The sequence below is a fragment of the Agarivorans sp. JK6 genome, assembly GCF_045277145.1.
Taxonomy (GTDB): domain Bacteria; phylum Pseudomonadota; class Gammaproteobacteria; order Enterobacterales; family Celerinatantimonadaceae; genus Agarivorans; species Agarivorans albus.
In genome coordinates this window covers 643,547-667,099 of the sequence record NZ_CP113525.1, presented here as the reverse complement: position 1 = coordinate 667,099, position 23,553 = coordinate 643,547, and the positions used below count along the sequence as shown (strand labels likewise).

Genomic DNA, 23,553 nt, shown 5'->3' with positions numbered 1-23,553 from the left:
GACTAAAACCATGCTTCTGGGATAATGATAATATCACCAGGAAGAACGTCTACATTGGCTTCAATCTCACCGTCTTGAATCAATTTACCAACAAGTACTTTATATGAACGCTGCTCACCGCTAACCACTCGAACTAAGCGGGCGTTATCGCCATCAGCATATTCTGTTAGACCACCTACCTGAATCATCACATCTAGCAGCGTCATATCTTCGCGATAGTTAATTGCTTGAGGCTCGAAAGCTTCACCAATTACTCTAACCTGTTCGCTAAATGGTCCAATAAAGCCTTCAACAGTAACTGTTACGATCGGGTCACGAATAAACTCCGCTAATTCTGATTCAATCAGGCGGGCTAATTCAGTTGGTGTTTTACCCGATACCTCTAAGTCTTCAACTAGTGAGGTAGACACCATGCCGTCTGGACGCACAATGAAGGTGCCGGATATTTCAGGGTTACGCCATACAAAGATGTTGAGTTCATCACCTGGGCCGATCAGATATTTGTAATCAGCTGGGTTAGCAGTAAGCGACGGATGAACCGACGCGCCAGGTAAAGTAGGTAGGTTGTTCGAGCAAGCGGTTAGGAAAAGCCCTATCGCCATAAACGAGAGCAATTTAATTACTACTTGGTTGAGTTTTTTCATAGCACTGTCCATTTCGCTGAGAGTCCATCAAAATAACATTGATTGAGGTGGTCCTTTTTTCCATGATAGTGTGCGAGCGCGCATGTTGTAAATCTCTTGAGCTAAATAGTTTTAATATATCGACATTTATCTACTGGCTGTTGGAAATGTAAAGTGCAGGTAACAAACTTAGGTTTAACTAGCTGGGCACAAGTAACACCGATTTTTTGTGGCTCTGCGTTTAAATCTCGGTATACTGATTAGTCTTAAAACTATATTTAATATCTTGTTTCAAGGAAGAAGCGTGGCTGGTTCGAAATTTCATAATCTAGATCCCGGTAGTAGAGCGATCATTCTTGCCGAATTTTTGGTGCTCATCGGGGTTTTTGTCATTGGTGTTGAACTTCTCCGCTTTAGCGGCTTTGAAGGCATCCCCGCCTATGGCGAAGGAATACTGTTATTACACTGTTTGGCATTTACCTTCCCAATACAACTGTCAATATTGTCAGTTGGCTTATATAACCAAAAAATTCGTGAAACCTTTCGTGGAGTAATACGCCGTTTATTGGTAAGTATTGCCTTAGGTTATTTCATATCTTCGGTTATTTATGTACTTACGCCCTTAGATGTTCTTCCTGGTAATTTCCGCGAGCTGCTTTACGCCGCAGTCATGATGGGCTTAACCACTATTCGTTACTTTGCGCTCAAAATGCAATATGAGCATATGGGCCGCAAACGAATTTTGGTATTAGGAGCTGGTGAACGCGCCAGTATTATTGAAAAACGTATGCGCCGTAAATCTGACCGTGTAAGCTTTGAAATGGCTGGTTTCATTCGTATGCCTGGTGACTCTGATGACGGTATTCAACGCGAAACTATTCTCGAGCTTGATCAACCCTTAGAGTCATTTGTACTGGCCAACGGCGTAGAAGAAATAGTGATTGCAGCCGATGAGCGGCGTGCCAACTTGCCGGTAGATAGTTTATTTTTATGTAAACTGCGTGGCGTTGAAATCACCGATATTATCGACTTCATCGAGCGCGAATCAGGGCAAATTGCAGTAAACCTTATTTATCCTTCATGGGTAATTTACAGCAATGGTTTCCACTCTACCAACTATCTACGTAGCTCTTTAGATTGGGTATGTAACACCTTCTTAGGCCTGATCGTATTATTCCTCACTTGGCCATTGATGTTAATTACCGTCATCATGATTAAGTTAGAGGAAGGTATTCGAGCACCCGTGCTCTACTCGCAAGAACGGATTGGTTTAAACGGTCAACCATTTAACATTTACAAGTTCCGTAGTATGCGCACCGATGCTGAAAAAGATGGGGCTAAATGGGCGCAAAAAGAAGACCCTCGGGTAACCAAAGTGGGTAACTTTATTCGTAAATACCGCGTCGATGAACTGCCGCAAATTTATAACGTATTGGTGGGCGATATGGGTTTTGTTGGGCCTCGTCCTGAGCGACCTGCCTTTGTAAAAGAGTTGGTATTATCAATTCCTTATTACAACCAGCGCCACAACGTTAAACCAGGTTTAACTGGCTGGGCTCAGCTTAAGTACCCTTATGGAAGCACTGAAGCGGATGCACTTGAGAAGCTAAAGTTTGACCTTTACTACATCAAGCACCGAAGCTTCCTGCTCGACCTTTTGATATTGGTGCGTACCGCAGAGATTATTTTGTTCGGAAAAGGGCGTTAATCTTTGGTAGCAACAGAGTCAAGCAACAAACTAAACAACAGCGGCTTACTTCAAGCCGCTGTTGTTCTTGGTACTACCGCCTTAATTGCTTTGCTCTTTTGGCCGGTAGTATTAGACATTTGGCGCTATAGCTTTGATGATGGCACCTACTCGCATGCATTCCTGATCCCAATTGTTGCTCTGTATGTGCTTTACGATTGCCGTCAACAACTGCAGTTTCGTCAAGGTGCTAGCTTATGGTTGGTATTGTTAATTGCCAGTTTAGCCATAGAGTTGCTGCTTTACCTAAGCCAAATTAGCTTGCCCGTTAGAGCGCTGTTACCCTTTGTTTTGCTATTTAGCTTATTGAGTATCTTTAAACACCATAAAAGCCTTTATGTGTATGCCTTGGTGCTCCTGTTTGCCACTCCGATTTGGGGCATTTTATCGCCACCTTTACAAAGCTTATCGACCACCGTTGTAGAGATGGTTATGGCCTATACCCATGTTCCTAGTTACTTTGAAGGAAATGTAGTTTCAATTCCTTCTGGGCAATTCGAAATAGCTAACGGCTGTAGTGGCTTACGCTACTTTATTACCTCTTTGTTTCTGTGTTTGTTATATATCTATTTCAATATTCGCAGTGTTAAAAATGCTTTAATCTTTTTTGCTATTTGCATGTTTGGCGCGTTAATCGTTAACTGGGTTCGGATCATCACAATCATTTTGATTGGCCATGAAACTCAAATGCAAAGCGAAATAATTTATGATCATAACAACCTTGGCTGGTATTTATATATCCCATACTTGATATTAGCTTTTTACGTTGGTGGGAAGCTGTCCAGCGAATTAGTAGCTCAAACCAAAGTAAAGCAAACAGAAGGCCCTTCGGTTCGCGGTTTAGCCTTTGTTATTTTGGCGCTATTGATTTTTTCACCCAGCCTAATTGATTGGCCAGTATGGGATGCCAATAAACTAAACACCGAAGATGCTAAAGCAACAACCAGTTACCACCCAGCCCTTCAAGTGGCTCAGTACCAATCTGTTGAGCAACAAAGCCTTAGTGTTAATCAAGTAGAGCTCAATCATTGGGTGTTTTTGTTTAGTGGCTTAGGCTTAGACAACAAAGCCTCATTTTACTTAAATGAAGTAGTACCTGAGAATCTGCGAATTGATAGCTCAGAGACAGAACAAGCAATTAACTTTGTTTACTTCCGCTCTGCAGCCAACCGCCCTGGCGTGTTAGCTTATAGCTATGCAGGCGCTAAAGGCATGGTATCAAATCGTTCTGCTCTGCGAGCTCAACGTTTTAGCGAGATCCTCTCTGGGCAACGCCAAAGCGCAATTGTGGCCGCTTCGGCCTTGTGTGTCGACAACGACTGCAGTGAAGCCAAACAAGCGCTCTCGATGCAATTACTTAAATACCAAGACACCCAATTATTGTTTCAACAACCAGGTTAACGAGCCATTGCTGGCAAACCACCAGTTAAACTTTCTAAGAGGTTTTAGCGACCAGTTGGGATTACTCATGGCTTTTTTCCCTTTCTTATCCATTGTGCCCTCACAAGTGTTCAGCAATTCTTGAGCAAGCAGCTCTAGCAAGAACTCATCTTGTTGACGCTGTCGTTTTAGATACACCCCTTTGTAAACCATACCGGCTACATCGCAAGCATGTTGTCGCTCGGTCCATGAGTTTCTATCTTGAAAAATAGACTGCTTAAAAAACACCAAGTAATCCGGTATGTACAAAGTTTTACCTTTGTACTCTACTGTATATAAACCGTTATGTAGCAGCATGTCAGAAAAGTCGATAATCAAATCCGCTGCTCTTTGATCATCAGTCATCCAAAAGTAACGCCACAGCTGTTCTACCACCAATGCCGACATCCACGGAGAACAGACCATGTCTTTACTGTTTTTATTAGAATGGGCTTTCAAACTGTGCTTTATACAACCACCTTGCCCCGGAGCGCTCACCCATAAGTCCTCGCGGATACCTTCAAGTAGCTGTTCTACCCGCTTAGAGGACTGCTCATCGCTATGTAACTCCCATTGGTTTAACGCCAAACTTAAAGCAACTGACAGATGACGTTCTGTCCAAAAGCCTAATTGAGTTGAATAGCGGGCTGGCCAAGCCAGTCCTTTTTGAGTCATTTTTTCAATAGCCAGCTTGGTCGACCGATGTGGATAGAAAAGGTAGTCAATTAGCAGACCACCACTTAACATGTATTTGAGATCGGCCGAGCCTTTTAGTGCAAAATCACCATTGTCATCGAGCTGACTCATAAAAAACTGTGCTTGCTGGTGAGCTGTTTTCTTCCAACGTGGGTCTGCGGTCTTAAAATACAGCTGATAGAAGGTGAATGGTCGGTCATACAACCAGGGCGCTGCACTGTTAGTGGGTAATGTGGTTTTCTTGGCGGGATCTTTAGGTTTACTCACCTGCTCAATAATAGCTTCATCGGCACTGTAAGCCGCGTAACGCCAATAGGCATTGTCTAACCAACCCCAATCAATATTATTAGCGTTGTAAATTAGCGGGGAATACAGCGCCTTATTGAGCCAAGTTTCTGGGTAGTGCAGCTCTGCTAGCTGAGCTTCTTCAAAGCTTAGGGCTTGGTCCGGCTTCGCCAAACCTTCTCCCCAACTGAGCTCTACACTGCCCTGTTCCAAACCTTCAATTTTAAACAATACACCTCGATAGAATGCAGTGCTTTTAAGTTTTGGCCAAAGTAAATGGGCATGAGCGGTAAACTTAAGGCTTACCCCCTGCTGCTTCAGAGTAAAGCCCTGTTGTTCTGAGACGGTAAAATTAGGAAATGGAATAACGATGTAATGGAACTTATTCGTGCTGGGGAGAGTTTTAACATTTAGCTCAACACTTGCTTTTGCCACATTGCTAACAGCAGCCACCAAAATCAGTAAACAAACAACTAACGGCCGCCAGACTATGCCTGAAGCATTAATAGCAAATCCTTGCATATTCCATATCCTCTATGTGAAAAGGCGTTTACAATTGCTTATTCAGTTAAGTGCAAATGTACGGGTTGAGCAAGCCTAGTTAAGCTCGATGCTTGGTATTTAACTCCATAACTTGTACTTTCAGTGAATCAACTTCTTTATTGCCGTCTACTGAGATCCGCTTTAACTGGTAAGCACTCTGCGCACCTAGTTGAGTATTAATGCCATTCATAAAGGAGAATGCCAAACGGTAACCACACTCTTGTGCAAGCGCTTGGGTTTGCTCAGTAAAACTGTCAGTTCGCCCTACAGGATAGGCAAGCATGGAAACCGCAGTACCCAGTTTGCTTTCGATGAAATCTCGCGATTGAGTTAACTCTTCGCGCTGCTGCTCTAGTGATAAATGCGCTAAAATCGGATGGCTGCGAGTATGTGAGCCAATAGTCATTCCACCCTCTGCCATTTCCTTTAGCTGCTGCCAGTTCGCAAACAAGCTATGTGAGCTGGGCATTGGAGGCGCTTTACACTCTGCTTTTAACATATCTAACTTCTCTTCCATGGAGAAACTATGGTCTTCCTTGAAGGCATAAAGCAGTTTGCGGATATTTTGAGTTTGGTTTTTGCCACTTAAGTCTACAGCGTGGGACCAGTGTTTTAGTTTTAATGTATTAGACTGACAATGCTTAACTAGCCAAGCTACCTCGTCCCACCAGGCAAAAATGCCACCATTGGTGTATTCAGTCACCACAAAAAACACTGCGCTAAGCTGATGTTTTGTTAACAAAGGAAAGGCATACTGGTAGCTATCGATATAGCCATCATCAAATGTGATTAACGCATAGGGTTTGGTGATGGCTTCACCCGAGTCAAGTAAAGCGATTAACGCGGCTTCATCTAATACTTCAAACTCTTGTTTATAAAACAGCAAATGTTGTTCAAATTGCTCTGCGGTACAGCTAAAAACGTTAGGGTCAAACTCACTAAAGCGTGCGTCGCCAATTCTATGATAATTAAATACATAAATGCCGGGCACGCGTTGCTGCCAGCGCTTTTGAGATACGCTACGCTTACCGAAAAAAAATTGCCGTATCTTGGCTTTATTCAGCATCCGTATGCTCATCTAAAGTTTTATAATTTGGCGCTTTAACTAGATAGTCTCGATACTGATTTGGGTTACCCGACTCACCAGCTTCGGCAGCTTTAGCCATGTTGTACATTTCACGCGCCGACACATAGTGCAATACGTAGTTTTCACCATCGTTATACTTACTTTCCAAGTAACTACACATGTCATCGAAAGGTTTACCTAGCAAGGTGGGCATGTCTGCTTCTTGGGTACCATGGGTATGGATCTTAATGAAGCGCCAATCCGGTCGACCTTCGACATGAATATTTGCCTTAACCCACAAATCAACACGATCTTTGGTAGGCATCATGCTGGTGCGAATATCGGAGTTCTCGATTTGCGGGAAAATGCCTTTTTTACGCGCTTTCCAGTTAAGGTCTAGCGGGCCATTAATTAGCATTAAATCACCCCACAATTGACCACCTACTTTGACCATTTTGCCAGTGTCATGCGACTTAGGCGCATGAGGATCGTCTTTGGCATAATAAATCGCGTTCACCGTTGCGGGTTGGGTAACACTCGGAGCAGACGGGAAGGTATAATCAACAAAACAGCCGGTCTCTTTAAGCACAATAAGTTCATCATTCACACCACACAATTTTCCATCTGGGTGCGAGTTATCTAAGGTCCAGTTGCCGTGAATAAACGCGTATTGTAGTTTGCCGGTCTCCTCACTTCGTACAAAGGCACCATGCTTTTCATGTAATAACTCGGTAAAGCCTTCCAAGGTTTTGCGCAAATTATCGCTGGTATCGTCGTCATGGTGCAGATGAATTTCAATTTCACCAAAACCACGCGCACATATATCGGCTACCTTGGCTAAGTGCTCATAGCGATACTCTTCTTCTGGATAGAAGAACGAATGTTTAGGGTGACAACCATCTGCATCTTGGTGTTTGCCAGCCACTACCGGGTATTCATTAAACCAGCGGTCCACACGAGCGCGCTCTTGCTCGAGGCTAATATTTTTGCCCCACTGCGGCTCATAGTGATCGACAAAACAAAACAAAACGTGGGTTGGTCCTTCAAATTTAGCCTTGGCTCTAAACTTCTGTTTTAGGTAGTGAGGTAACCATAGGTGCATGTGCTTCTTTCGAATAATTAGGGTTACCGCTGCTGCGCCAACTAGCAGCAATACAATTAAAGCCAAAAAAATTATCACCGTGATGTCCTTTGCCATGTGCCTTGCACATTTTTAAACAAGAATGAGTAGAAGCCTTTTAATAAAGCCATATTCATAGATACAAAAAAGGTTAGAAACGCAATGCTGCCAGGTACACTTTTGCCGCGCTTGCTGCGACTGTTCCCCCAAGCTGCCACCAAGTAGCCGGCCAATTGAACGGCCAACAAGCTGGCATACAAAGGCTTAGCCACCAGCATTAGGTTACATGCCAAGGCAATTAGCATTAAATGCGGGGTAAACCAGCGCAACACTTTGTGGCTAAGGTAAGCAAAAAAGCGTGCTCCTTGCAGTGGGTTTAGTGCCCACAAACAACGAGTAAAAGCTTGGTAATTACCGGTACCAATACGAATTCGACGTTTTTCTTCATCGTGTAGCGAAGGAGCTACTTCTTCAAACGCTACCGCGTTTGGTTCATACAAAACCTTTTTTCCCGCCTTAGACACATTCATCACAATCATGAAATCGTCAACAATCGTATTAGCAGGTAGCGCCTGATATAAAGGTTTAGCTATCGCATAAATAGCGCCATTAGCGCCGAGTAGAGCACCTAAACGCGACTCATGAAACTTAAGCATTTGTTCATAACGCCAGTAGATACCGTCTTTGTTATCAGCTGATTCAGAATCAACTAAATGCAGTTCCCCACAAACAGCCCCAATGTCGTCACTATCAAAGTGCCTAACTAGGTTTTCGATAGCGTCCACTTCAAAATGGGTGTTGGCATCAGACATGACTAAAATCGGGTCCTCGGCCAATTCCACCAAGTCATTAAGTACATTTATTTTGCCGCGATTTTGCTCAAAGATATGGGCTTTAAAATTGCTCGCCTCCACGGCCTGCAAAATTTCTGCAGAACTATCGGTGCTGCCATCAGAGCCTATGTGAATGGTAAGTTTGTCTTTGGGGTAACTAAGTTGCAGTAAATTGTCTACCCGCTGCTGCAAACAGCTCTCTTCATTATAAGCGGCAATAATAATTGAAACAGACGGCCACTCTTTAGCTTCTAGTGAACGACGTTCTCGGCGACGCCAGAGATAACGGGTATCACGAACCGCTTGTTTAATACCGCTAATCATTAGCAGTACAACTGGATAAGCAGCATAACTGTATCCAATTAAACCCACTGCCAACCAAAATAACAATTCCATTTACTGCTCCATCTCGGCTGACTTTCGGCGATATGCTTTAGCGGGAATACCTAACATGGTTGCGCCTTCTTCTGCAGATTTAGTTAACACAGCATTGGCGCCAACTTTTACCTGATCGGCAACATCTAAGTCACCAATGATTTTGGCGCCAGCACCGACAAATAGCTCAGAGCCTAAACGCGGTGATTTGCCTTTTTCATCACCAATCACCACACCACTTTCTAATGTAATGTTACTACCGCCCTTTACCTTAGAATTAATCACAATGCCTACTGGGTGCATAATCACAAAACCTGGGCCAAACTCTGCGCCAGAACCAATCACGCAACCATTCATAAACTTATTCAGCCATTGGAAGAAATAGGCAAACAAGCCCAAGTTGTGATTGGCGCACCAACGCATCCAACGATAAATAATGTTGGCACTAGAACCATCTGCCATCACAATCCTCAGCATGCTCACAGACGCGCCATCTAATCTGAAAATTTCTTGCTTACGACGAAAATCAGCTTTGATATTTTCCATCACTTCACCAAGGTTAATAGTTGTTCAGCATTATGACGCCACTGCCTTTCACGCTCGATATAAGCTCTAGCTTGTAGACCAACTTGCTGCTGTTGTTCCACTTGAGAAGAAAGGCTGAGCACCTTTTCTACGCAAGATTCACGGTCGTTTGCTTTAAACAACCAACTGGTTTCACCGTCGGCTACAACTTCAGCAATAGGCGTAAAGTCAGGGGCAACCATACCTTTGCCCATAGCCATAAACTCAAACAGTTTCATCGGTGAGCCGTAGTCATTTGAATCCGGCAAAATGCCAAAGTCCATGGCAGATAAATAGGTCGGCACTTGGTCATGGGCGACCCTGCCAGGCATAATAATTTGCTTCTCTGCCCCTGCATCAGCAATGCGTTGTTTAATACTTTGATAACAAACGCCATCGCCTACCAACAATAAAACAATGTTGGGATAATCTTTTAGGCGCTCAGCGATCAAATCTACAAACCAGTCGATACCGTGCCAATGTACAAAAGCACCAACGTAGCCAACGACAACTTTATCTTCTACCTCTAGCTTTTGGCGTAAGGCTAAAGCAGCAGCATCATCGATAATAAACTGATCTAAATCTGCAGCATTTGGCGAAATCACTGAGGGAGCAATATTTGGGTAAGCATCTTGAGCAACTTGTTGAAAGCGACTAGAAATAAACACTAAACCAGTAGCGTTACTAAAAATCCACTTCTCAATTGAGCGAGCAAAACGTTGAAAAAATAGTTCACGAACACGATGCACTAAACAGGAGTCATTAATTTCCAACACAATTGGGATGTTATGGCGCTTTGCCCACCACACACTGGCAAACATGAACAATGAATAGCGCTCATAAACAAATTCTATTTGCTGCTCTTTAACCGCTTTACGTAAGCGCCACCAAGCCAACACATTAAAAGCCAGCTCAAACAGTTCAAACACAAATTCTGGGGTATGTTTGGTTAACTCAGCCAGGCGAGAAAATAAGCTCTTTTTAGCAGGCGGTTTAGCCGCTTGCTGCTGTTTCGGCGCTGCCAGCTCTTCTTCCGGATCAGCACCAGGCAGAGATAAAATGCTTACCTTGTGGCCTAGTTCACGTAGACCTTTAACCACACCACGAATATGTACACCTTCGGCCCCTCGGCCACGTGTTCGGTGGTGGAACAAAATGTTCATTTAACTCAGCTCTCCAATGCTTTAAGTTCAAAACCTTGCGCTTGCCACTTAGGAATCAGTTCCGCTAGAGCGTCAATGCAAAGGTTGTTGTCATCATGAAATAAAATAATATCGCCTGCGCTTACTGGTTGCTCGTCAAAGCGTTTTATTAGTGTTGCACTAGGTTCTTTTTTGTAATCTAAGGAGTCGCGACTCCAATGCACCGCAGTAATCCCACGCCGAATCAAATAAACCAGTAAAGAACTGCTCCAACGTCCTTGCGGAGAACGAAATAAGCGACACGGTTGCTGAGTAAGGTTTTGAATAGCGTTATTGGTCTGTTCTATCTGCAACTTGCGCTCAGCGGCACTGATATGATCAAAGCGGGGATGATTGTAAGAGTGGTTGGCAAGGCTATGACCATGCTCAGCAATTTGGCGTGTGAGCTCAGGAAATTTTTCTGCTCGCGCCCCTAATACAAAGAAAGTTGCTTTAGCTTGATGCTTAGCAAGCAGCGCCAATAAAGCGGTGGTGTACTCTGGATAAGGTCCATCATCAAAGGTTAAATAAAGCGCAGCCTCGCGCGGGCTTCTTTTAATCAGAAACCAACTATCAGGCAGAACTTTACTACGTATAAGATATTTGATCTTATTCAACATTAACTACAAATCCATTTGTGCCAATACTAAGAGCTTAAGCAAGCTTGTTAGTGTAACAAAATACCTGCTTAGCCCCAGCAAATTATTAACTTATCTTTTAAACTTCACCATTTTTCAACATTGCGAGAAATTGTTGTTGATTAAGCGACCAAGAAAACTGACTAGCATGCTGCTTAATCGCCTGTTTATCCCACTGTTTATCCAGTATCAGCTCTAGCCCTTCTGCCACCGCCGACGAACTCTTCGGCGGAATAAGCACGCCACAACAGCGAGTATCCATCACCTCGGGAATGCCCCCAACCTCAGTAGCTAATACCGGTGTGCCAGCCGCCATCGCTTCCAATACAACATTAGGCACCCCCTCTGCATAGCTAGGCAAGGCGAGAAGTTCAGCATTGCCTATCCAAGCTGGTAGATCGGCGTGCGCAACAGAGCCCAAAAATGTCACTCGCTCTGTTAAGCCATCAGCTTGCGCTTGTTGCTCAATGGTCGCTCGTTTGGCACCAGTACCAGCATAAACCAGGTTTAATGCAGGCTGTTTAGCGGCAATCTTAGCAAAGCCCTCATAGAGCTCTACAACGCCTTTGTCTGGCTTTAGATTCCCTACATATAAGATGTAGTCTTGCGCTATTGGTTTGTCACTTTCACCACCAAATTTTTGATGATTGACGCCATTGTAGATAACAGAAACCTTGGATTGCTCTATCCCTAGCCGCTGCATTTCTTTAGCTAAAGCTTTCGATACAGACAAGATACCCAGTGCACTTTGACTGGCATTTTTTATTTGTTTTGCACGTGCTGGATCTTTTGCTAACTGATTAATATCACTGCCATGTACCTTGAAGAAAAAGCGAGCTTTAAACAGTTTAGCTAACCAACTAGTTGCAACTGCTTCTGGGAAAGCCCAGCTTGCCATTAAGATTTTGACTTGCTTGCGCTTTAACCACAATCCAGAATGCAATAACAAAGACAAAAACATCATCACGCTATAAAAACGACGCCCCACTTTTGGTGTGTAAAAATACGGAGCGTAACGTAACTCTTCAGATTGCTTAATCTGCTTACGATGTTTAAACCATTCAGGAAAGGCTACCGGAACTAACAGGCTTAGCTGATACTCAGACTTTAACAATTCAAATTGCTGATGATTAAACTTAGCGCGATTCGGTTCCCAAGGAAGAGGGTATAAATTGGTGATAATCACCATTGCTGGCTTAGACTTCACAAATAGTTACCCTGTGTTTGCCGCTGGCTGTTAACGGAATATCATCCACTAACTCAAAATTAAGCATCAGTTCACCATTGCTATATTTGTTTATTTCATCACTAATGGCGGTTTTATCTGCTTCGCTAAATTGCTCATTAGCTACAATTTTTAGAGTGACTTGTTCAAGTTGCTGTTGTACAACTTGAAAACGCGAAATGCCGACAAACTCTTTAAATAAATGTGGGAACAACTCACCAGGAATACTGCCACCCGACGGCGTTTTTATGATGTCTAGCTTACGCCCGTCAATGCTAGACATCATTGGCAAAGGGTTTCCACAACTACAGGCCTGATGGTTAATCGTTGCGCGATCGCCATTTACATAACGAATCAAAGGCATCCCATAGTTATAGAGATCAGTAACTAAGAGATCGCCACTGGTCTCTGTTACTACCTGTCCTTGGCTATCGATTGTTTCTATCACTAAGTGGTCGATGTTCATGTGCAAATTACGTTGTTCTTGGCAATCTGCCGCCATCAACATAAATTCTCGACAACCAAAAGTGTTGTACACCGGCGTTTTAAAAGCTTTCTCTATCTCTTCTCGTTGAAAGTCATGTAAAGGCTCAGCCCCAGTTAAAATAGCACTGGGGCGCCACACATTTATTCCTTGATCGTTAATATAACGAGCCAGCTCATAAAGCGGGTTTACGTAAGACACCATAGCTGTTGGCTTATAGGCATTAATATCATCAACATACTCTTGTTTGTTATCTTGAGTCATAGCAAAAGAATTGAGCATTTTTCGATTATAGAAGCCGTGGTAAAGCGCATTTTTAATGGTTTTAAAGCGCGATGGCTGGCCTAAATCGGCTCCCCATAAGTACAAGGTTTTTTGGCCTAGCCCTGCGCCTAGCCAGCCATAACCCCGCCACATAACAGCTTCTCGGCGAGTATTACTGTTGAGATCCAGCTCAAAATGAAAAGGCTGTCCGGTAGAGCCACCGGTGGACTTACGGATATTGTTTGGATGTTTGCTCGAAACAAACTCAGCATAGTGCTGCTTAATATCGTTTTTGGTGACTATCGGCAAAGCCTCAAAGTCACGCATGTTGCCAATATCACGTGGATCTTTAATGCCTGCTTCAGCCCAAACGCGAGGATAATACTGAGTATTGTGGTAAGCATGCTGCAGCAGTTTTTGTAGCTCTTGCCATTGATGAGCTAACAACTGCTCTTTAGTCCATAAAAGGCGTTGCTCATAAGCACCTAAGTGCTTTAACAAGTCTTTGCCTTTAATCGCCTCGTAGGCGGGCATTAAGCAGCTTCGTAAAAAAGATGGGTAAATGGCCATCGTTGACTTCCATATCCGTATGATAACTAATGTGTACAAGGCTCAAAGTATTGAACAGGCAAGTTGCTTACTCGCTTTTCTCAAGCGCTGTTATTAACTACGTTCAATGAAACACCTTTGCTACTTACCCTAACATTTAAGTAAACAACAAACATCTACTACTGGGTTGGCGAGGGCTTCCATTAATCGAGCAATTCCTTTTACTTAGGCATTATAGTAACGCTAAACAGGCGTGAATTTAAACGCCAAGATTACTACTAATTTGTTGTTTTATACGTTAGCCTAATCAGCATTGAGCTTGGTGATGTAGTGTTAAGGAAAACGCGATATGGACATCGGTCCAGTTACTATTGTGGCGAAAGGCAGTGCGCTTGTTTATCAAGTGGATTTCGACCTAAAAGGAAGTCATCAACAACTTTGGTTTGAAGTTGACAACCTTGCCCAACAAGAACTGTCGAGTAGTAGCGACACAGCCTTAATGGCTTTATTACTTCCAGCAATGTTAGCCAATGAAAACATTCATGTTAAAGGTAGCGTGTCTGAGCGTTTACTATTTAGTTTAAATGGCGCTTACCAAACTATACTGACCCAAACCATTCCTTATTTGCAGCGAGTGAACATTACCGCCGAGCACTGCAATACACAAAGCTCGTCAGCTACCGGCGTTATCACCGGCTTTTCTGCGGGCGTAGATTCGTTTTGCACCATTACCGACTACTTTTCAGATAGCCCTCCTAAAGCGCTCAAGATTACTCATCTACTTTACAATAATGTGGGTTCTCACGGGCCGGGAGAAGAACGCCTATTTCGCGAACGCTACCAACAATTAAAAGAAACAGCCGATACTTGGCAGCTTCCGTTCATTACTGTTAACTCAAATATGAATGACTTCTATGGCCGTAGTTTGGATTTTCAGTTAACTCACACTCTGCGAAATGCCGCTATCCCGATGTTGTTTCAACAATTCATTGGCCACTTTTTATATTCATCCGCCTACAGCTATCAAGATTTATTTGTTGGCGAGAGCTACGACATGGCATATAGCGACGCTTTTAGTATGCCGCTCTTGGCTACTGAAAGCTTGCAATGTCACTCGGTGGGTAGCGAGCACTCGCGCGTAGAAAAAACCCTGCGTATTAGTAGCAACCCAGATTCATACAAAGTATTAGATGTTTGCGTGAAAGGTGATAGAGCGGGCAATTGCTCACACTGCGATAAGTGTTTACGCACCCTGCTGACCTTAGATTTGGCCGGTAAACTTGAGCTATATAAAGACAACTTTGATTTAGAGGTTTACCAGCAACACAAGCAAGCATTCATTAATGAAGTTCTAATTAGCAAGGACCCACTGCTAAAAGAAATAGTGGTTTGGGCTAAACAGCGGGGATATCGCTTTGCTGCTCATCACTACCTTTCGGCCACTATGTTGTTCCTCAAACGTTCACCGGCCAAAGTCTTTTTGCTATTTAAAAACCAGCTAAAAAAACTGTTGTCTAGCTTAGGTTTATATCACCCCAAGCAATATCACTAATTTGTTCTTCGCGAGCCAAAAGCCTTAACATGACCAAAGATTCCAAGCTAAAAAACCAAGTTCTATCTTCCTTAAAATGGGTAGCCATGGGGAAAATTGTTACCCAAATACTGCGCTGGGCTATGACTTTTTGGGTCATTCGCTTATTAAGCCCAGACGACTATGGCCTGGTTGCTATGTCGGACGTACTGTTTGGTTTTCTTAACTTATTGCTAGGCTCCTTATTCGCTTCGTCAATTATTCAAGAGAAGAACTTAACTAAGCAGAGTTTAAAGCAGTTGTTTGGCGCTATTATTATTAGCCACTTTGGCTTTTTCGCGCTGCAGTATTCCTTGGCAGATGTGGCCGGCAGCTACTATAAATCAGACATAGTAAGCCAAATTTTAAAAGTGAATGCTTGGTGTTTTATTATCTTAGCTTTAGAAGTGATTCCTGCCGCCTTACTAGCTAAGAACATGGAGTTTAAGCGAGTATCGATTATTGCCGCTATCTCCAATATCGTAGCGGCAGTGTCAACCTTAGTGATGGCTTATTTAGGCTATGGATTTTGGTCTTTGGTCATTGGCGAAATAATCTTTATTGGCTTGCGAGCCGCGCTGACCTTTGCAGCCAAACCGATTGATTTTCTACCTAGCTTTAAGATAAACGATATAACCGCCATGCTTAAATTTGGCGGTATGTTGTCTATTCAATCGGTATTGTTTTATATATTCATGCATATGGATGTAGCGATTGCCGGTAGGATAATGACACCAACCGAGGTAGGCCTATATGCCATTGGCTTGCAAGTAGCGCTAATGCCGCAGAAAAAAATCATGCCCTTACTTCGACAAGTGGCCTTCCCTGCATTTTCTCAAATACAAGATCAACCAAAGCTCATCGCCAACTATGTGCTGAAGGCACAGCGTTTATGCATTAGCTTAACCTTGCCCATTTTTTGGGGCTTGGCTTCAGTCACCGATTTGGTGATCCCGCTGCTACTGGGCGAAAAATGGTTAGGCGCAGTAATTCCAACCACTATTATGTTGATGATTATGCCACTTCGCTTCAGCGAAGAATTATTTAACCCCGCACTAAAAAGCTTAAAGAAAGTAAACCACATGCTGGTGAACTTATGCTTTATGGTGGTGATCATGTTTATAAGCATAATGGTCGCAGCTCGCTATGGTGCAACCGGCTTAGCTTTAGCTTGGTTGTGTGGATTTCCGATTGCCTACTTAATCGTGGCTTGGCGAAATAGCCAAACCTTAAATACGCAGTTCAGCCAATTTGTTAAGTTGCTGTTAGCCCCAATGCTATCGGGCGCAGCAATGTTTGCGGTGGTTTATGGTGCTAAATCATTTATTGAAGCAGATATCGTAGTGGCGTTGCTGCTACAAATCATTTTGGGTGGGATAACTTACTTGGGCTTGATGCTGCTATTAGATAGGGCTTCGATTAAAGAAGTACTTAGCATGCTTAAACGTAACGGCTAAAGTCTGTTGCACTTCTGCGGTTAAGTACAACAGACCAAGCATGGGATATGTTATTTCGAGCCTCTTAGCGGGCTCAGCGCTGCTTTAATAAGCGCTTTTATCATTAGCCAAACGGTAGCACCAGAAAACTTCAAGCTTAAGGACTGTGACAATGCTTTAAAGGCAGCAAAGCATTGCTCGTTCCATAATAAGTCTTTTCCCCAATCTAGGTAGATCTTGGCCTTCACTTTACCAACCAGATCCCCCCAACTGGCGCTATTACTACCTTGTCGAGCTAAGAACGCATCTACAACATCAAGGTTGTCTTGATAAGAGGATAACAAACTGCCTAAGCTTCCCTCTATATCGGCTTTCCACACTAAGCTTTTTTGCAATAAACCAATTAGCCCTTGCTCTGCAATACGCAGGTACAGGTCTATATCCTCAGCGGTTTTTAAGCTTTCATCAAATAAGCCGACTTTATTAAGCACTTCTCGGCGCACCATAAATGAAGATGTCACCAAATAAGGATGTAAGAAGACTTGTTGTAAGTCCTTAGAGACCAACTCCGGAGCTTGCTCACTTTGTGGGTTGAGGGTTTCTTCATCAGCCTTGTAGGACGTCTCGGTATAACAGGCCACCCAGTCAGGCTGGGCACGCATAGCGTTAACTTGGTCCATCAACTTCTGCGGACGCCATAAGTCATCAGAATCGAGAAAGGCAACAAACTCTCCTGTTGCCGCTTGAATACCGGTATTTCTTGCCTTAGACGCGCCACCATTTTGCTGACTGATTAATTGTATCTTTGCCCGATACTTTTCCAAGCTCGCAACGGTATCATCTTTAGATCCATCATCTACAACAATGATTTCATAGTCATCAAAGCTTTGCGCCAAGATAGACTCGATGGCTTTGTCGATAAAAGCCGCCGAGTTATAGGCAGGAATGATAATGCTGACTGCAACTGTCATCGCTTATACCCTCCTGGTTAGCTACGCCTGTAAAGCGTCTAAGCTTTGATTAAGTCTAAGAATCAACTGGTTCTGGATAGCCTCACCACTTAACTCCCCTTGGGCGCCATTAGCAATAGCACTCAGTTGAGAACAAACTTCTGAACGAACCATAGCGCTCGAGTTGCGCGGCTTGGGTTTATACCAACTTTTGCCAAATCCGACACTTTGTAGTTGGCGCTTCACTTCATCTTTAATGGCATTAACCGAGCTTGTGCCAGCACTATAAAAGTAGTTAGGCACACTTTCAGGTTGATACTGCATATCCACCGTTGATAGCCAATCCTGCCATTTAACCTGATTGACATGGTCACCTAAGATAACTGCCTTCCAAGGAAGGCGCAGCGCGTCGGCAACAATAGCACCGTGCATCGCTTCTGTTAGCATCAATCGGCATTGCGCCATCTCTGCAAACACCTTGTCTACCGACCACTCAGGAGAAATAAACCTAAAGCCACAAGCTTCGGCAATATTCTCCCAGTCGGCACTACGACAACTCAAGTAATGCGGCATAAAGCCAATATCACCGTTTTCTTTGTGAGTCGGTTCCATCACATTGCGAAGTAATAAGGCTGAGTCTGTAACAACGGTACTAGGGTCAAGATCTAAAGCTTTAGCACTGTAAGGCCCACGAACGGCGTGAACCTTCCACTTATCGGTAACTGCTGGCAGTTGACCATAGCCCACACCAGAGCCGACAATGTGTAAGGTTTTGTCATTGGGTAACCGGTGGTTCAACAAGGTACCAATGCCCACCAGCAACTCTGAAGAATCGTCATTAAAAAAGTCAGGAAGTAACTTGGGCCATAACCATGGGTTAAGGTCATCACCAAAATTGCCCACTTCATCCTTGTAGTAAAATAATTGCATTTTTAACCTAGTTAATCCTTTGCCTTCGGCCGTGTTCAGCCGAGTTATTCAATTTGTGGTGGCTATAAACCAACCTTTAAGGTCATGTAAACAGCAACGATTACCGCCCAGCTATAACCCATACATCGCCAAACCATTTTGGCTGAAAACATTTCTTCTAAATCTGGGCGCAACTTCATCAAGCGTAAATGACTAGCGGTTTGCATCCCCATAAAAATAAACATCAGCAGAGTGAACTGACGACTTAAGAAAAAGGCAGTCACCATAAAACCAATCATCGAATAAAATAACGCTTTATTCAGGTTAGCTTCTTCTTTGTACTGCTCTGATTTCTCTTCGCTTACTTCTAAGTCTTTCGGATCATCATCGTTGGGATAACGATTGAATCGCTTCAAAATCGCGTAACCCACCAGCATATTAAGAATTAGCGCACCGCCCCATAGGCTATAGCCAGGCACACCTAATTCCGCAGCCACATGCACATAAGAGTTATGGGCCACTTTGCCGTGATGATCCATAAAGTTACCCATACCAACCCCAAAAACAGGGTTATGGATAAGCATTTGAATGCCATCGTACCAAGCATCTAAGCGCCCAGCAGCAGAGGACTCAGTCGATGACAAGCCACCAAACGATGCCAATAAGGTAGCAGCAATTGGCGCGCTTAGACATGCAAATAAAATAAGCCGCGCACCTGCATTACTAATGAGGAAATACAGACCAATTACTGCAACAGAGCCCAGCAATGTGCCCCGAGACCCAGTCATATATACGCCGTAGCCAAACGCCACCAAAATAGCCAGCATTGCTATTTTTACAACAGCACCACCTCGACCAAAAAAGTAAGCGACAAAAGGCATATTCATTACCAAGAACATGCCTAAATCGTTAGGGTCACTAAAAAATCCAAGGTAAGTAATGCGCATCTCGTCACGGCCAACAGTAATACTGTCGCCAATGCCAATTCCATACTTTCCGTTAAATGAGGCTTGTTGAATATGTCCGTTGTATACCATCACCAGCGCTGCAGCGATGCATATATACATGAGTAAGCGCTGCCTACCTGGAGTAGCAATTAACGCGCTATAAAGGAAAAAAGGAATAATGGAGCTTACAAATAGGCGCTGCGCCTGAAAAATCCCCCCGGTGCCCCAACCATTTAAAAATGCCGACATCATAATCAATGGCACTAAGCCCAGTAACAAATAGTGTTGAGGCTGCAGCTTTATTGGTCTTAAGGTAATCAAAGTAAAGCCAAAGGAAAGAATGGCAAATACCTTAATGATGATGAAATTAGCCGTTGATAGCGAAAATTCATGCGGCCGAATCAGCACCGCAATGCTGTATAGGCAAAGGAAAAAGAAAGCCAAAGGTGCTGTTTTTTCCTTAATGGGTAAAGGCCTTCTACCTAGCGGTGTTACGTCTGCCGCTAAAGGATTTTGTCGACGAGCTTGAATAGTCTGATCCTCCAAGGGGAATTAATCAGCGACAGATTAACCAAGTTGGTTTCGTCACATGAAAACTTTGCTTTATAGCTTTGCGCGGTGGCGCCCATCATAAAATCATAAAGCACAGCTTTGCTGTTTAAAATACTCCATACATGAAGTGCGAATCCGGGTGAACATTGTGAAAACTGTTTTTCATCCCAGCCAGATTGGTAAAAATGTAACTGCTGCTGTTCTAGCAAATAGAAGTTTAATGCTAAAGGCTGCTGCTTAATAAACACTCCACTCATAGCGACTGAATCAGGATGCTGCTGGCGAAAGTGCTGATGAAATTGGCTAAAACGCTGATCGGAAAATGCACCAAGCTTGCCTTTGTTTTGCCACCTCGCCTGATGAAACGCCACCAAGCTTGGCCAATACTGTTCAATTTCAGAGCTTGTTAACCATCTAAACTCTGCCCCTTTCTCAGCTAAAGCTTTATCGGCTCTGCGCCACTGCGAGCGAGCATTGCGGCTAAGCTGCTTTATAGACCACGGTTTTACTTCTAAAGAATAACGTCGGGCTTCGGCAAGCTGAATCTTAGGCACTCTGTTAAACAGCTGATGCAGAAAGCTTTGCTCTATTACCGCGCGAGCAACAAACACATCAAAACTAATCTTAGACAGCCACACTAACAAAACCTTTAAGGCCTCTGCCTGATAGTCTTGATTTAGCAGTACATCAGGGTATTCAGATGCTACCTCAGCGTGCTCAGGTTCCCCCTGACCAAGTAAAAATAGCTGCTTTATCCCCAACAGCTTAGCACTGCGCCGAATGTAAAAAGGCGCTAACACCACCAACTTTTCATTGGCAAACCCAGCCATACAATAAAGCTCACAGTGCTTGTCCCAAAACTGATTAGTCCAATGTACCAACCAACTAGGACAGTTAAACATGTCTGCTTGGCATAACTGACTAAGGGCCTGCCATTGTTCTTGTATAGCAACAAGTTGGTCTAGTGAGCGAATTTCACGCCACTGTAAAGTATCGGCATCTCTCATTTAGATATGCTAAACAACCTCAGCAAATGGCTAAAATAAAGAAACCAGCATCAAGCTTACTGCTGGTTTCCACTACTTAATCTTTTCTTCCTTAAAAAGATCTTCAGCGCTGTCAATCTGCGGCTTTAGTTCGTTTTAGATTGCTCAATATACCAAGGCATGGCGATAGCTAAGCCCTGACCAATAGTGAACTCTGGCGCATAACCCAACAATTGCTCAGCCTTACTAATGTCAGCGCGCGAATGACGTACATCACCAGCCCGAAAATCGCGATACTCCGGCTTTGCAGAGCGCACAACCCCGTACTTAGATAGGTTTTCACACAGTAAGTCATATAGTTGAGTTAAGCTGGTTTGGTCATTCAGGGCTACATTGAATACTTCACTGCTTTCTAAGCCAGCTGTTGCAGCCAAAATGTTCATTTGCACTACATTGTCAATGAAGCAAAAATCTCGGCTGGTTTCGCCATCGCCATTAATAAATACCTGCTCTTCGTCAATCAGTGCCGCTGTCCACTTAGGAATAACCGCCGCATATGCGCCATTTGGATCCTGGCGAGGACCAAACACGTTAAAGTAACGCAAGCCAATAGATGGGAAATTGTAAGTACGTTGAAATACCGAACTATAGAGCTCGTTAACATACTTGGTCACGGCATAAGGCGATAAGGGATTGCCGATTTTATCTTCCACTTTAGGTAAATCTGGGTGATCGCCATAAGTTGAACTAGACGCGGCATAAACAAAGGCAGATACCTGTTGCTCTTTAGCAGCCTGCAACATATTCAAGTAACCAGAAATGTTTACTTCATTGGTGGTAATAGGATCATTTATCGAGCGAGGAACCGAGCCAAGGGCTGCTTGGTGCAACACAAAATCAGCACCAGATAGAAACTCCTGACAAGTTGCTTGGTCTCGAATGTCGCCTTCTACAAAGCGAAATTGCTGCCATTGCTGCTTACTTACCAAACCTTTTACTTCGTCTAAGTTATGCTGATGCCCAGTGGCAAAGTTATCTAAACCAACTACCTTTTGGTTTAACTTTAATAAGGCTTCTAATAAGTTAGAGCCAATGAATCCAGCCACACCAGTAATTGCCCACACCTTAGGTTCGGCTTTTAGTTGCTCACACACTTGTTGAAAACGCTGCACGGTATCAGTCCCCATTACAAACGCAAATCACTGGCGCCAACTGGCAATAGATATTTAAGATCGTAAAGTACGTGGTCTTTTTTACCAAAGGCACGTATTTGTTCTACTGACATATCTTTAAACTGCTGGTGAGCAACGGCTAAAATAATTGCGTCGTAATTACCAGCCTGTGGGCTTTCTACTAAATCAATACCGTACTCTTCATGGCATTCTTCTTTGTCTGCCCATGGGTCGTAGGTGTCAACTTGAACACCGTAATCTGCAAACTCGTGAACAATATCGATAACTTTGGTATTTCGAATATCAGGGCAGTTTTCTTTAAAGGTTAAACCTAAAATCAAAATCTTACTCTCTACCACCGAGATATTACGTTTCACCATTGACTTAATGCACTGTGATACAACATAACGACCCATATTGTCGTTAATTCTTCGACCTGCAAGAATCACTTCCGGGCGGTAACCAATAGACTCAGCTTTATGCGTTAAGTAGTAAGGGTCGACACCAATACAGTGACCACCAACTAAGCCAGGGCGGAATGGTAAAAAGTTCCACTTAGTGCCGGCGGCTTCTAGTACTGCTTCGGTATCAATATCTAAGCGATTGAAGATGAGCGCCAATTCGTTGATAAGCGCGATATTTACGTCACGCTGAGTATTCTCAATAACTTTAGCCGCTTCTGCCACTTTAATGCTGCTAGCTTTGTGGGTACCCACAACCACTATTTCAGCGTAAAGATCATCGACGATAGTGGCGATTTCTGGGGTTGAGCCAGAGGTAATTTTTTTAATTGTAGAAACACGGTGAGTCTTATCGCCTGGATTGATACGTTCAGGGCTGTAACCAACATAGAAGTCACTATTAAACTTAAGGCCCGAGTTCTTCTCTAAAACAGGCACACATTGCTCTTCGGTTGCACCTGGATACACCGTAGATTCGTAAATAACAATGTCATTAGGTTTAAGTACTTTAGCAACTGTTTCGCTGGCGCGTACCAAAGGTGTTAGATCTGGCTGCTTATGCTCAGTAATTGGAGTAGGAACGGTCACAATGAACACGTTACATTTTGCTAAGTCTTCAATGTTGCAGCTGTAAGACATATTGCCAGCAACGTCTTGTAGCTCTTGATTACTAACCTCTTGGGTAAGGTCTTCACCTTGCTGAAGCTCAGTCACTCGTCCTTGATTAATATCAAAACCAACCACACTGCGTTTTTTAGCAAACTCTACAGCCAACGGCAGGCCAACATAACCTAAACCAATTACGGCAATACTCACGTCCATGTATACATCCATTTAAATTTGAAAACAGTTTTCTAATGCTAATTAAACCGCATATTGGAACAGAAAGTAAGGGTCAAAATCCACATAAAAACAAAACACGCTACAAAGTAAGACATCGGGTTAATTAAGCTGTATT

Annotated in this window: 20 protein-coding genes; 4 read left to right on the top strand and 16 right to left on the bottom strand. The window is 43.5% G+C overall.

Features of this window, described 5'->3' with window-relative positions:
* Window positions 1-2 precede the first annotated feature (2 nt).
* On the bottom strand, window positions 3-644 hold the full coding sequence (locus tag OV592_RS03160) for an XrtA/PEP-CTERM system exopolysaccharide export protein (RefSeq protein WP_194164229.1): 642 nt from the start codon (window positions 642-644) through the stop codon (window positions 3-5).
* A gap of 283 nt (window positions 645-927) precedes the next feature.
* Here OV592_RS03160 and OV592_RS03155 point away from each other — a divergent pair, with 283 nt between their 5' ends.
* Window positions 928-2,331, top strand: coding sequence for a TIGR03013 family XrtA/PEP-CTERM system glycosyltransferase (locus OV592_RS03155; RefSeq protein WP_016404019.1), 1,404 nt, complete (start codon window positions 928-930; stop codon window positions 2,329-2,331).
* Window positions 2,332-2,334: 3 nt separating this feature from the next.
* On the top strand, window positions 2,335-3,771 hold the full coding sequence (gene xrt / locus OV592_RS03150) for an exosortase (RefSeq protein ID WP_406610362.1): 1,437 nt from the start codon (window positions 2,335-2,337) through the stop codon (window positions 3,769-3,771).
* Here xrt and OV592_RS03145 read toward each other — a convergent pair.
* From OV592_RS03145 to OV592_RS03105, 9 genes are all read right to left on the bottom strand, one after another.
* On the bottom strand, window positions 3,748-5,292 hold the full coding sequence (locus tag OV592_RS03145; protein ID WP_406610361.1) for a hypothetical protein: 1,545 nt from the start codon (window positions 5,290-5,292) through the stop codon (window positions 3,748-3,750). The two genes, xrt and OV592_RS03145, sit on opposite strands and share 24 nt — an antisense overlap.
* Window positions 5,293-5,371: 79 nt before the next feature.
* Window positions 5,372-6,379, bottom strand: a complete 1,008-nt coding sequence (locus tag OV592_RS03140; RefSeq protein WP_406610360.1) for a polysaccharide deacetylase family protein — start codon at window positions 6,377-6,379, stop codon at window positions 5,372-5,374.
* Window positions 6,369-7,559, bottom strand: a complete 1,191-nt coding sequence (locus OV592_RS03135; RefSeq protein ID WP_406610359.1) for a hypothetical protein — start codon at window positions 7,557-7,559, stop codon at window positions 6,369-6,371. Before OV592_RS03135 ends, OV592_RS03140 begins: the two co-directional genes overlap by 11 nt.
* Entirely contained in the window at window positions 7,556-8,728 is a 1,173-nt protein-coding gene (locus tag OV592_RS03130; RefSeq protein WP_406610358.1) for a glycosyltransferase family 2 protein, read from the bottom strand. The genes OV592_RS03135 and OV592_RS03130 overlap by 4 nt, the downstream gene beginning before the upstream one ends.
* Window positions 8,729-9,253: a serine O-acetyltransferase gene (locus OV592_RS03125; protein ID WP_406610357.1), complete on the bottom strand. Its 525-nt coding sequence runs from the start codon at window positions 9,251-9,253 to the stop codon at window positions 8,729-8,731.
* Window positions 9,253-10,434 (bottom strand): glycosyltransferase family 4 protein, encoded by a 1,182-nt coding sequence (locus tag OV592_RS03120; RefSeq protein WP_152785890.1) that lies wholly within the window; start codon window positions 10,432-10,434, stop codon window positions 9,253-9,255. The genes OV592_RS03125 and OV592_RS03120 overlap by 1 nt, the downstream gene beginning before the upstream one ends.
* Before the next feature lie 5 nt (window positions 10,435-10,439).
* Window positions 10,440-11,072 (bottom strand): polysaccharide deacetylase family protein, encoded by a 633-nt coding sequence (locus OV592_RS03115; protein WP_406610356.1) that lies wholly within the window; start codon window positions 11,070-11,072, stop codon window positions 10,440-10,442.
* A 97-nt stretch (window positions 11,073-11,169) separates the two neighbouring features.
* A complete protein-coding gene (locus tag OV592_RS03110; RefSeq protein ID WP_338623790.1) occupies window positions 11,170-12,297 on the bottom strand; it encodes a glycosyltransferase in 1,128 nt (375 codons plus the stop codon).
* Window positions 12,287-13,633 carry a phenylacetate--CoA ligase family protein gene (locus OV592_RS03105; RefSeq protein WP_406610354.1) on the bottom strand — a complete coding sequence of 449 codons (1,347 nt, stop codon included), beginning with the start codon at window positions 13,631-13,633 and terminating at the stop codon, window positions 12,287-12,289. Before OV592_RS03105 ends, OV592_RS03110 begins: the two co-directional genes overlap by 11 nt.
* A gap of 328 nt (window positions 13,634-13,961) precedes the next feature.
* Between OV592_RS03105 and OV592_RS03100 the strand changes: the two genes are divergently transcribed.
* Window positions 13,962-15,164, top strand: coding sequence for a hypothetical protein (locus tag OV592_RS03100; protein WP_338623786.1), 1,203 nt, complete (start codon window positions 13,962-13,964; stop codon window positions 15,162-15,164).
* 29 nt (window positions 15,165-15,193) lie between these two features.
* Entirely contained in the window at window positions 15,194-16,639 is a 1,446-nt protein-coding gene (locus tag OV592_RS03095) for a lipopolysaccharide biosynthesis protein (RefSeq protein WP_406610353.1), read from the top strand.
* A gap of 50 nt (window positions 16,640-16,689) precedes the next feature.
* Here the strand turns inward: OV592_RS03095 and OV592_RS03090 are convergent, their stop codons facing one another.
* The 6 genes from OV592_RS03090 to tviB form a co-directional block, all read right to left on the bottom strand.
* Window positions 16,690-17,589: a glycosyltransferase family 2 protein gene (locus OV592_RS03090; RefSeq protein WP_406610352.1), complete on the bottom strand. Its 900-nt coding sequence runs from the start codon at window positions 17,587-17,589 to the stop codon at window positions 16,690-16,692.
* Window positions 17,590-17,610: 21 nt separating this feature from the next.
* Window positions 17,611-18,498 (bottom strand): polysaccharide pyruvyl transferase family protein, encoded by an 888-nt coding sequence (locus OV592_RS03085; protein WP_406610351.1) that lies wholly within the window; start codon window positions 18,496-18,498, stop codon window positions 17,611-17,613.
* Between the two features lie 62 nt (window positions 18,499-18,560).
* On the bottom strand, window positions 18,561-19,970 hold the full coding sequence (locus OV592_RS03080; RefSeq protein WP_406610350.1) for an O-antigen ligase family protein: 1,410 nt from the start codon (window positions 19,968-19,970) through the stop codon (window positions 18,561-18,563).
* The gene (locus OV592_RS03075) at window positions 19,928-20,983 is read right to left on the bottom strand and encodes a GNAT family N-acetyltransferase (protein ID WP_406610349.1); all 1,056 of its coding nucleotides are present in this window, start codon (window positions 20,981-20,983) and stop codon (window positions 19,928-19,930) included. The genes OV592_RS03080 and OV592_RS03075 overlap by 43 nt, the downstream gene beginning before the upstream one ends.
* Window positions 20,984-21,108: 125 nt before the next feature.
* Window positions 21,109-22,134 (bottom strand): SDR family oxidoreductase, encoded by a 1,026-nt coding sequence (locus tag OV592_RS03070; protein WP_406610348.1) that lies wholly within the window; start codon window positions 22,132-22,134, stop codon window positions 21,109-21,111.
* A gap of 14 nt (window positions 22,135-22,148) precedes the next feature.
* Window positions 22,149-23,417: a Vi polysaccharide biosynthesis UDP-N-acetylglucosamine C-6 dehydrogenase TviB gene (gene tviB, locus OV592_RS03065; protein ID WP_016403871.1), complete on the bottom strand. Its 1,269-nt coding sequence runs from the start codon at window positions 23,415-23,417 to the stop codon at window positions 22,149-22,151.
* Window positions 23,418-23,553 lie beyond the last annotated feature (136 nt).

Excerpts from the sequence above, each read along its gene's own strand:
- OV592_RS03095 (WP_406610353.1), top strand. The coding sequence starts at position 15,194 with ATGACCAAAGATTCCAAGCTAAAAAACCAAGTTCTATCTTCCTTAAAA.
- OV592_RS03100 (WP_338623786.1), top strand. The coding sequence starts at position 13,962 with ATGGACATCGGTCCAGTTACTATTGTGGCGAAAGGCAGTGCGCTTGTT.
- OV592_RS03130 (WP_406610358.1), bottom strand. The coding sequence starts at position 8,728 with ATGGAATTGTTATTTTGGTTGGCAGTGGGTTTAATTGGATACAGTTAT.
- OV592_RS03160 (WP_194164229.1), bottom strand. The coding sequence starts at position 644 with ATGAAAAAACTCAACCAAGTAGTAATTAAATTGCTCTCGTTTATGGCG.
- OV592_RS03115 (WP_406610356.1), bottom strand. The coding sequence starts at position 11,072 with ATGTTGAATAAGATCAAATATCTTATACGTAGTAAAGTTCTGCCTGAT.
- OV592_RS03125 (WP_406610357.1), bottom strand. The coding sequence starts at position 9,253 with ATGGAAAATATCAAAGCTGATTTTCGTCGTAAGCAAGAAATTTTCAGA.
- OV592_RS03140 (WP_406610360.1), bottom strand. The coding sequence starts at position 6,379 with ATGCTGAATAAAGCCAAGATACGGCAATTTTTTTTCGGTAAGCGTAGC.
- OV592_RS03085 (WP_406610351.1), bottom strand. The coding sequence starts at position 18,498 with ATGCAATTATTTTACTACAAGGATGAAGTGGGCAATTTTGGTGATGAC.
- OV592_RS03120 (WP_152785890.1), bottom strand. The coding sequence starts at position 10,434 with ATGAACATTTTGTTCCACCACCGAACACGTGGCCGAGGGGCCGAAGGT.
- tviB (WP_016403871.1), bottom strand. The coding sequence starts at position 23,417 with ATGGACGTGAGTATTGCCGTAATTGGTTTAGGTTATGTTGGCCTGCCG.
- OV592_RS03145 (WP_406610361.1), bottom strand. The coding sequence starts at position 5,292 with ATGCAAGGATTTGCTATTAATGCTTCAGGCATAGTCTGGCGGCCGTTA.
- OV592_RS03075 (WP_406610349.1), bottom strand. The coding sequence starts at position 20,983 with ATGAGAGATGCCGATACTTTACAGTGGCGTGAAATTCGCTCACTAGAC.
- OV592_RS03105 (WP_406610354.1), bottom strand. The coding sequence starts at position 13,633 with ATGGCCATTTACCCATCTTTTTTACGAAGCTGCTTAATGCCCGCCTAC.
- OV592_RS03090 (WP_406610352.1), bottom strand. The coding sequence starts at position 17,589 with ATGACAGTTGCAGTCAGCATTATCATTCCTGCCTATAACTCGGCGGCT.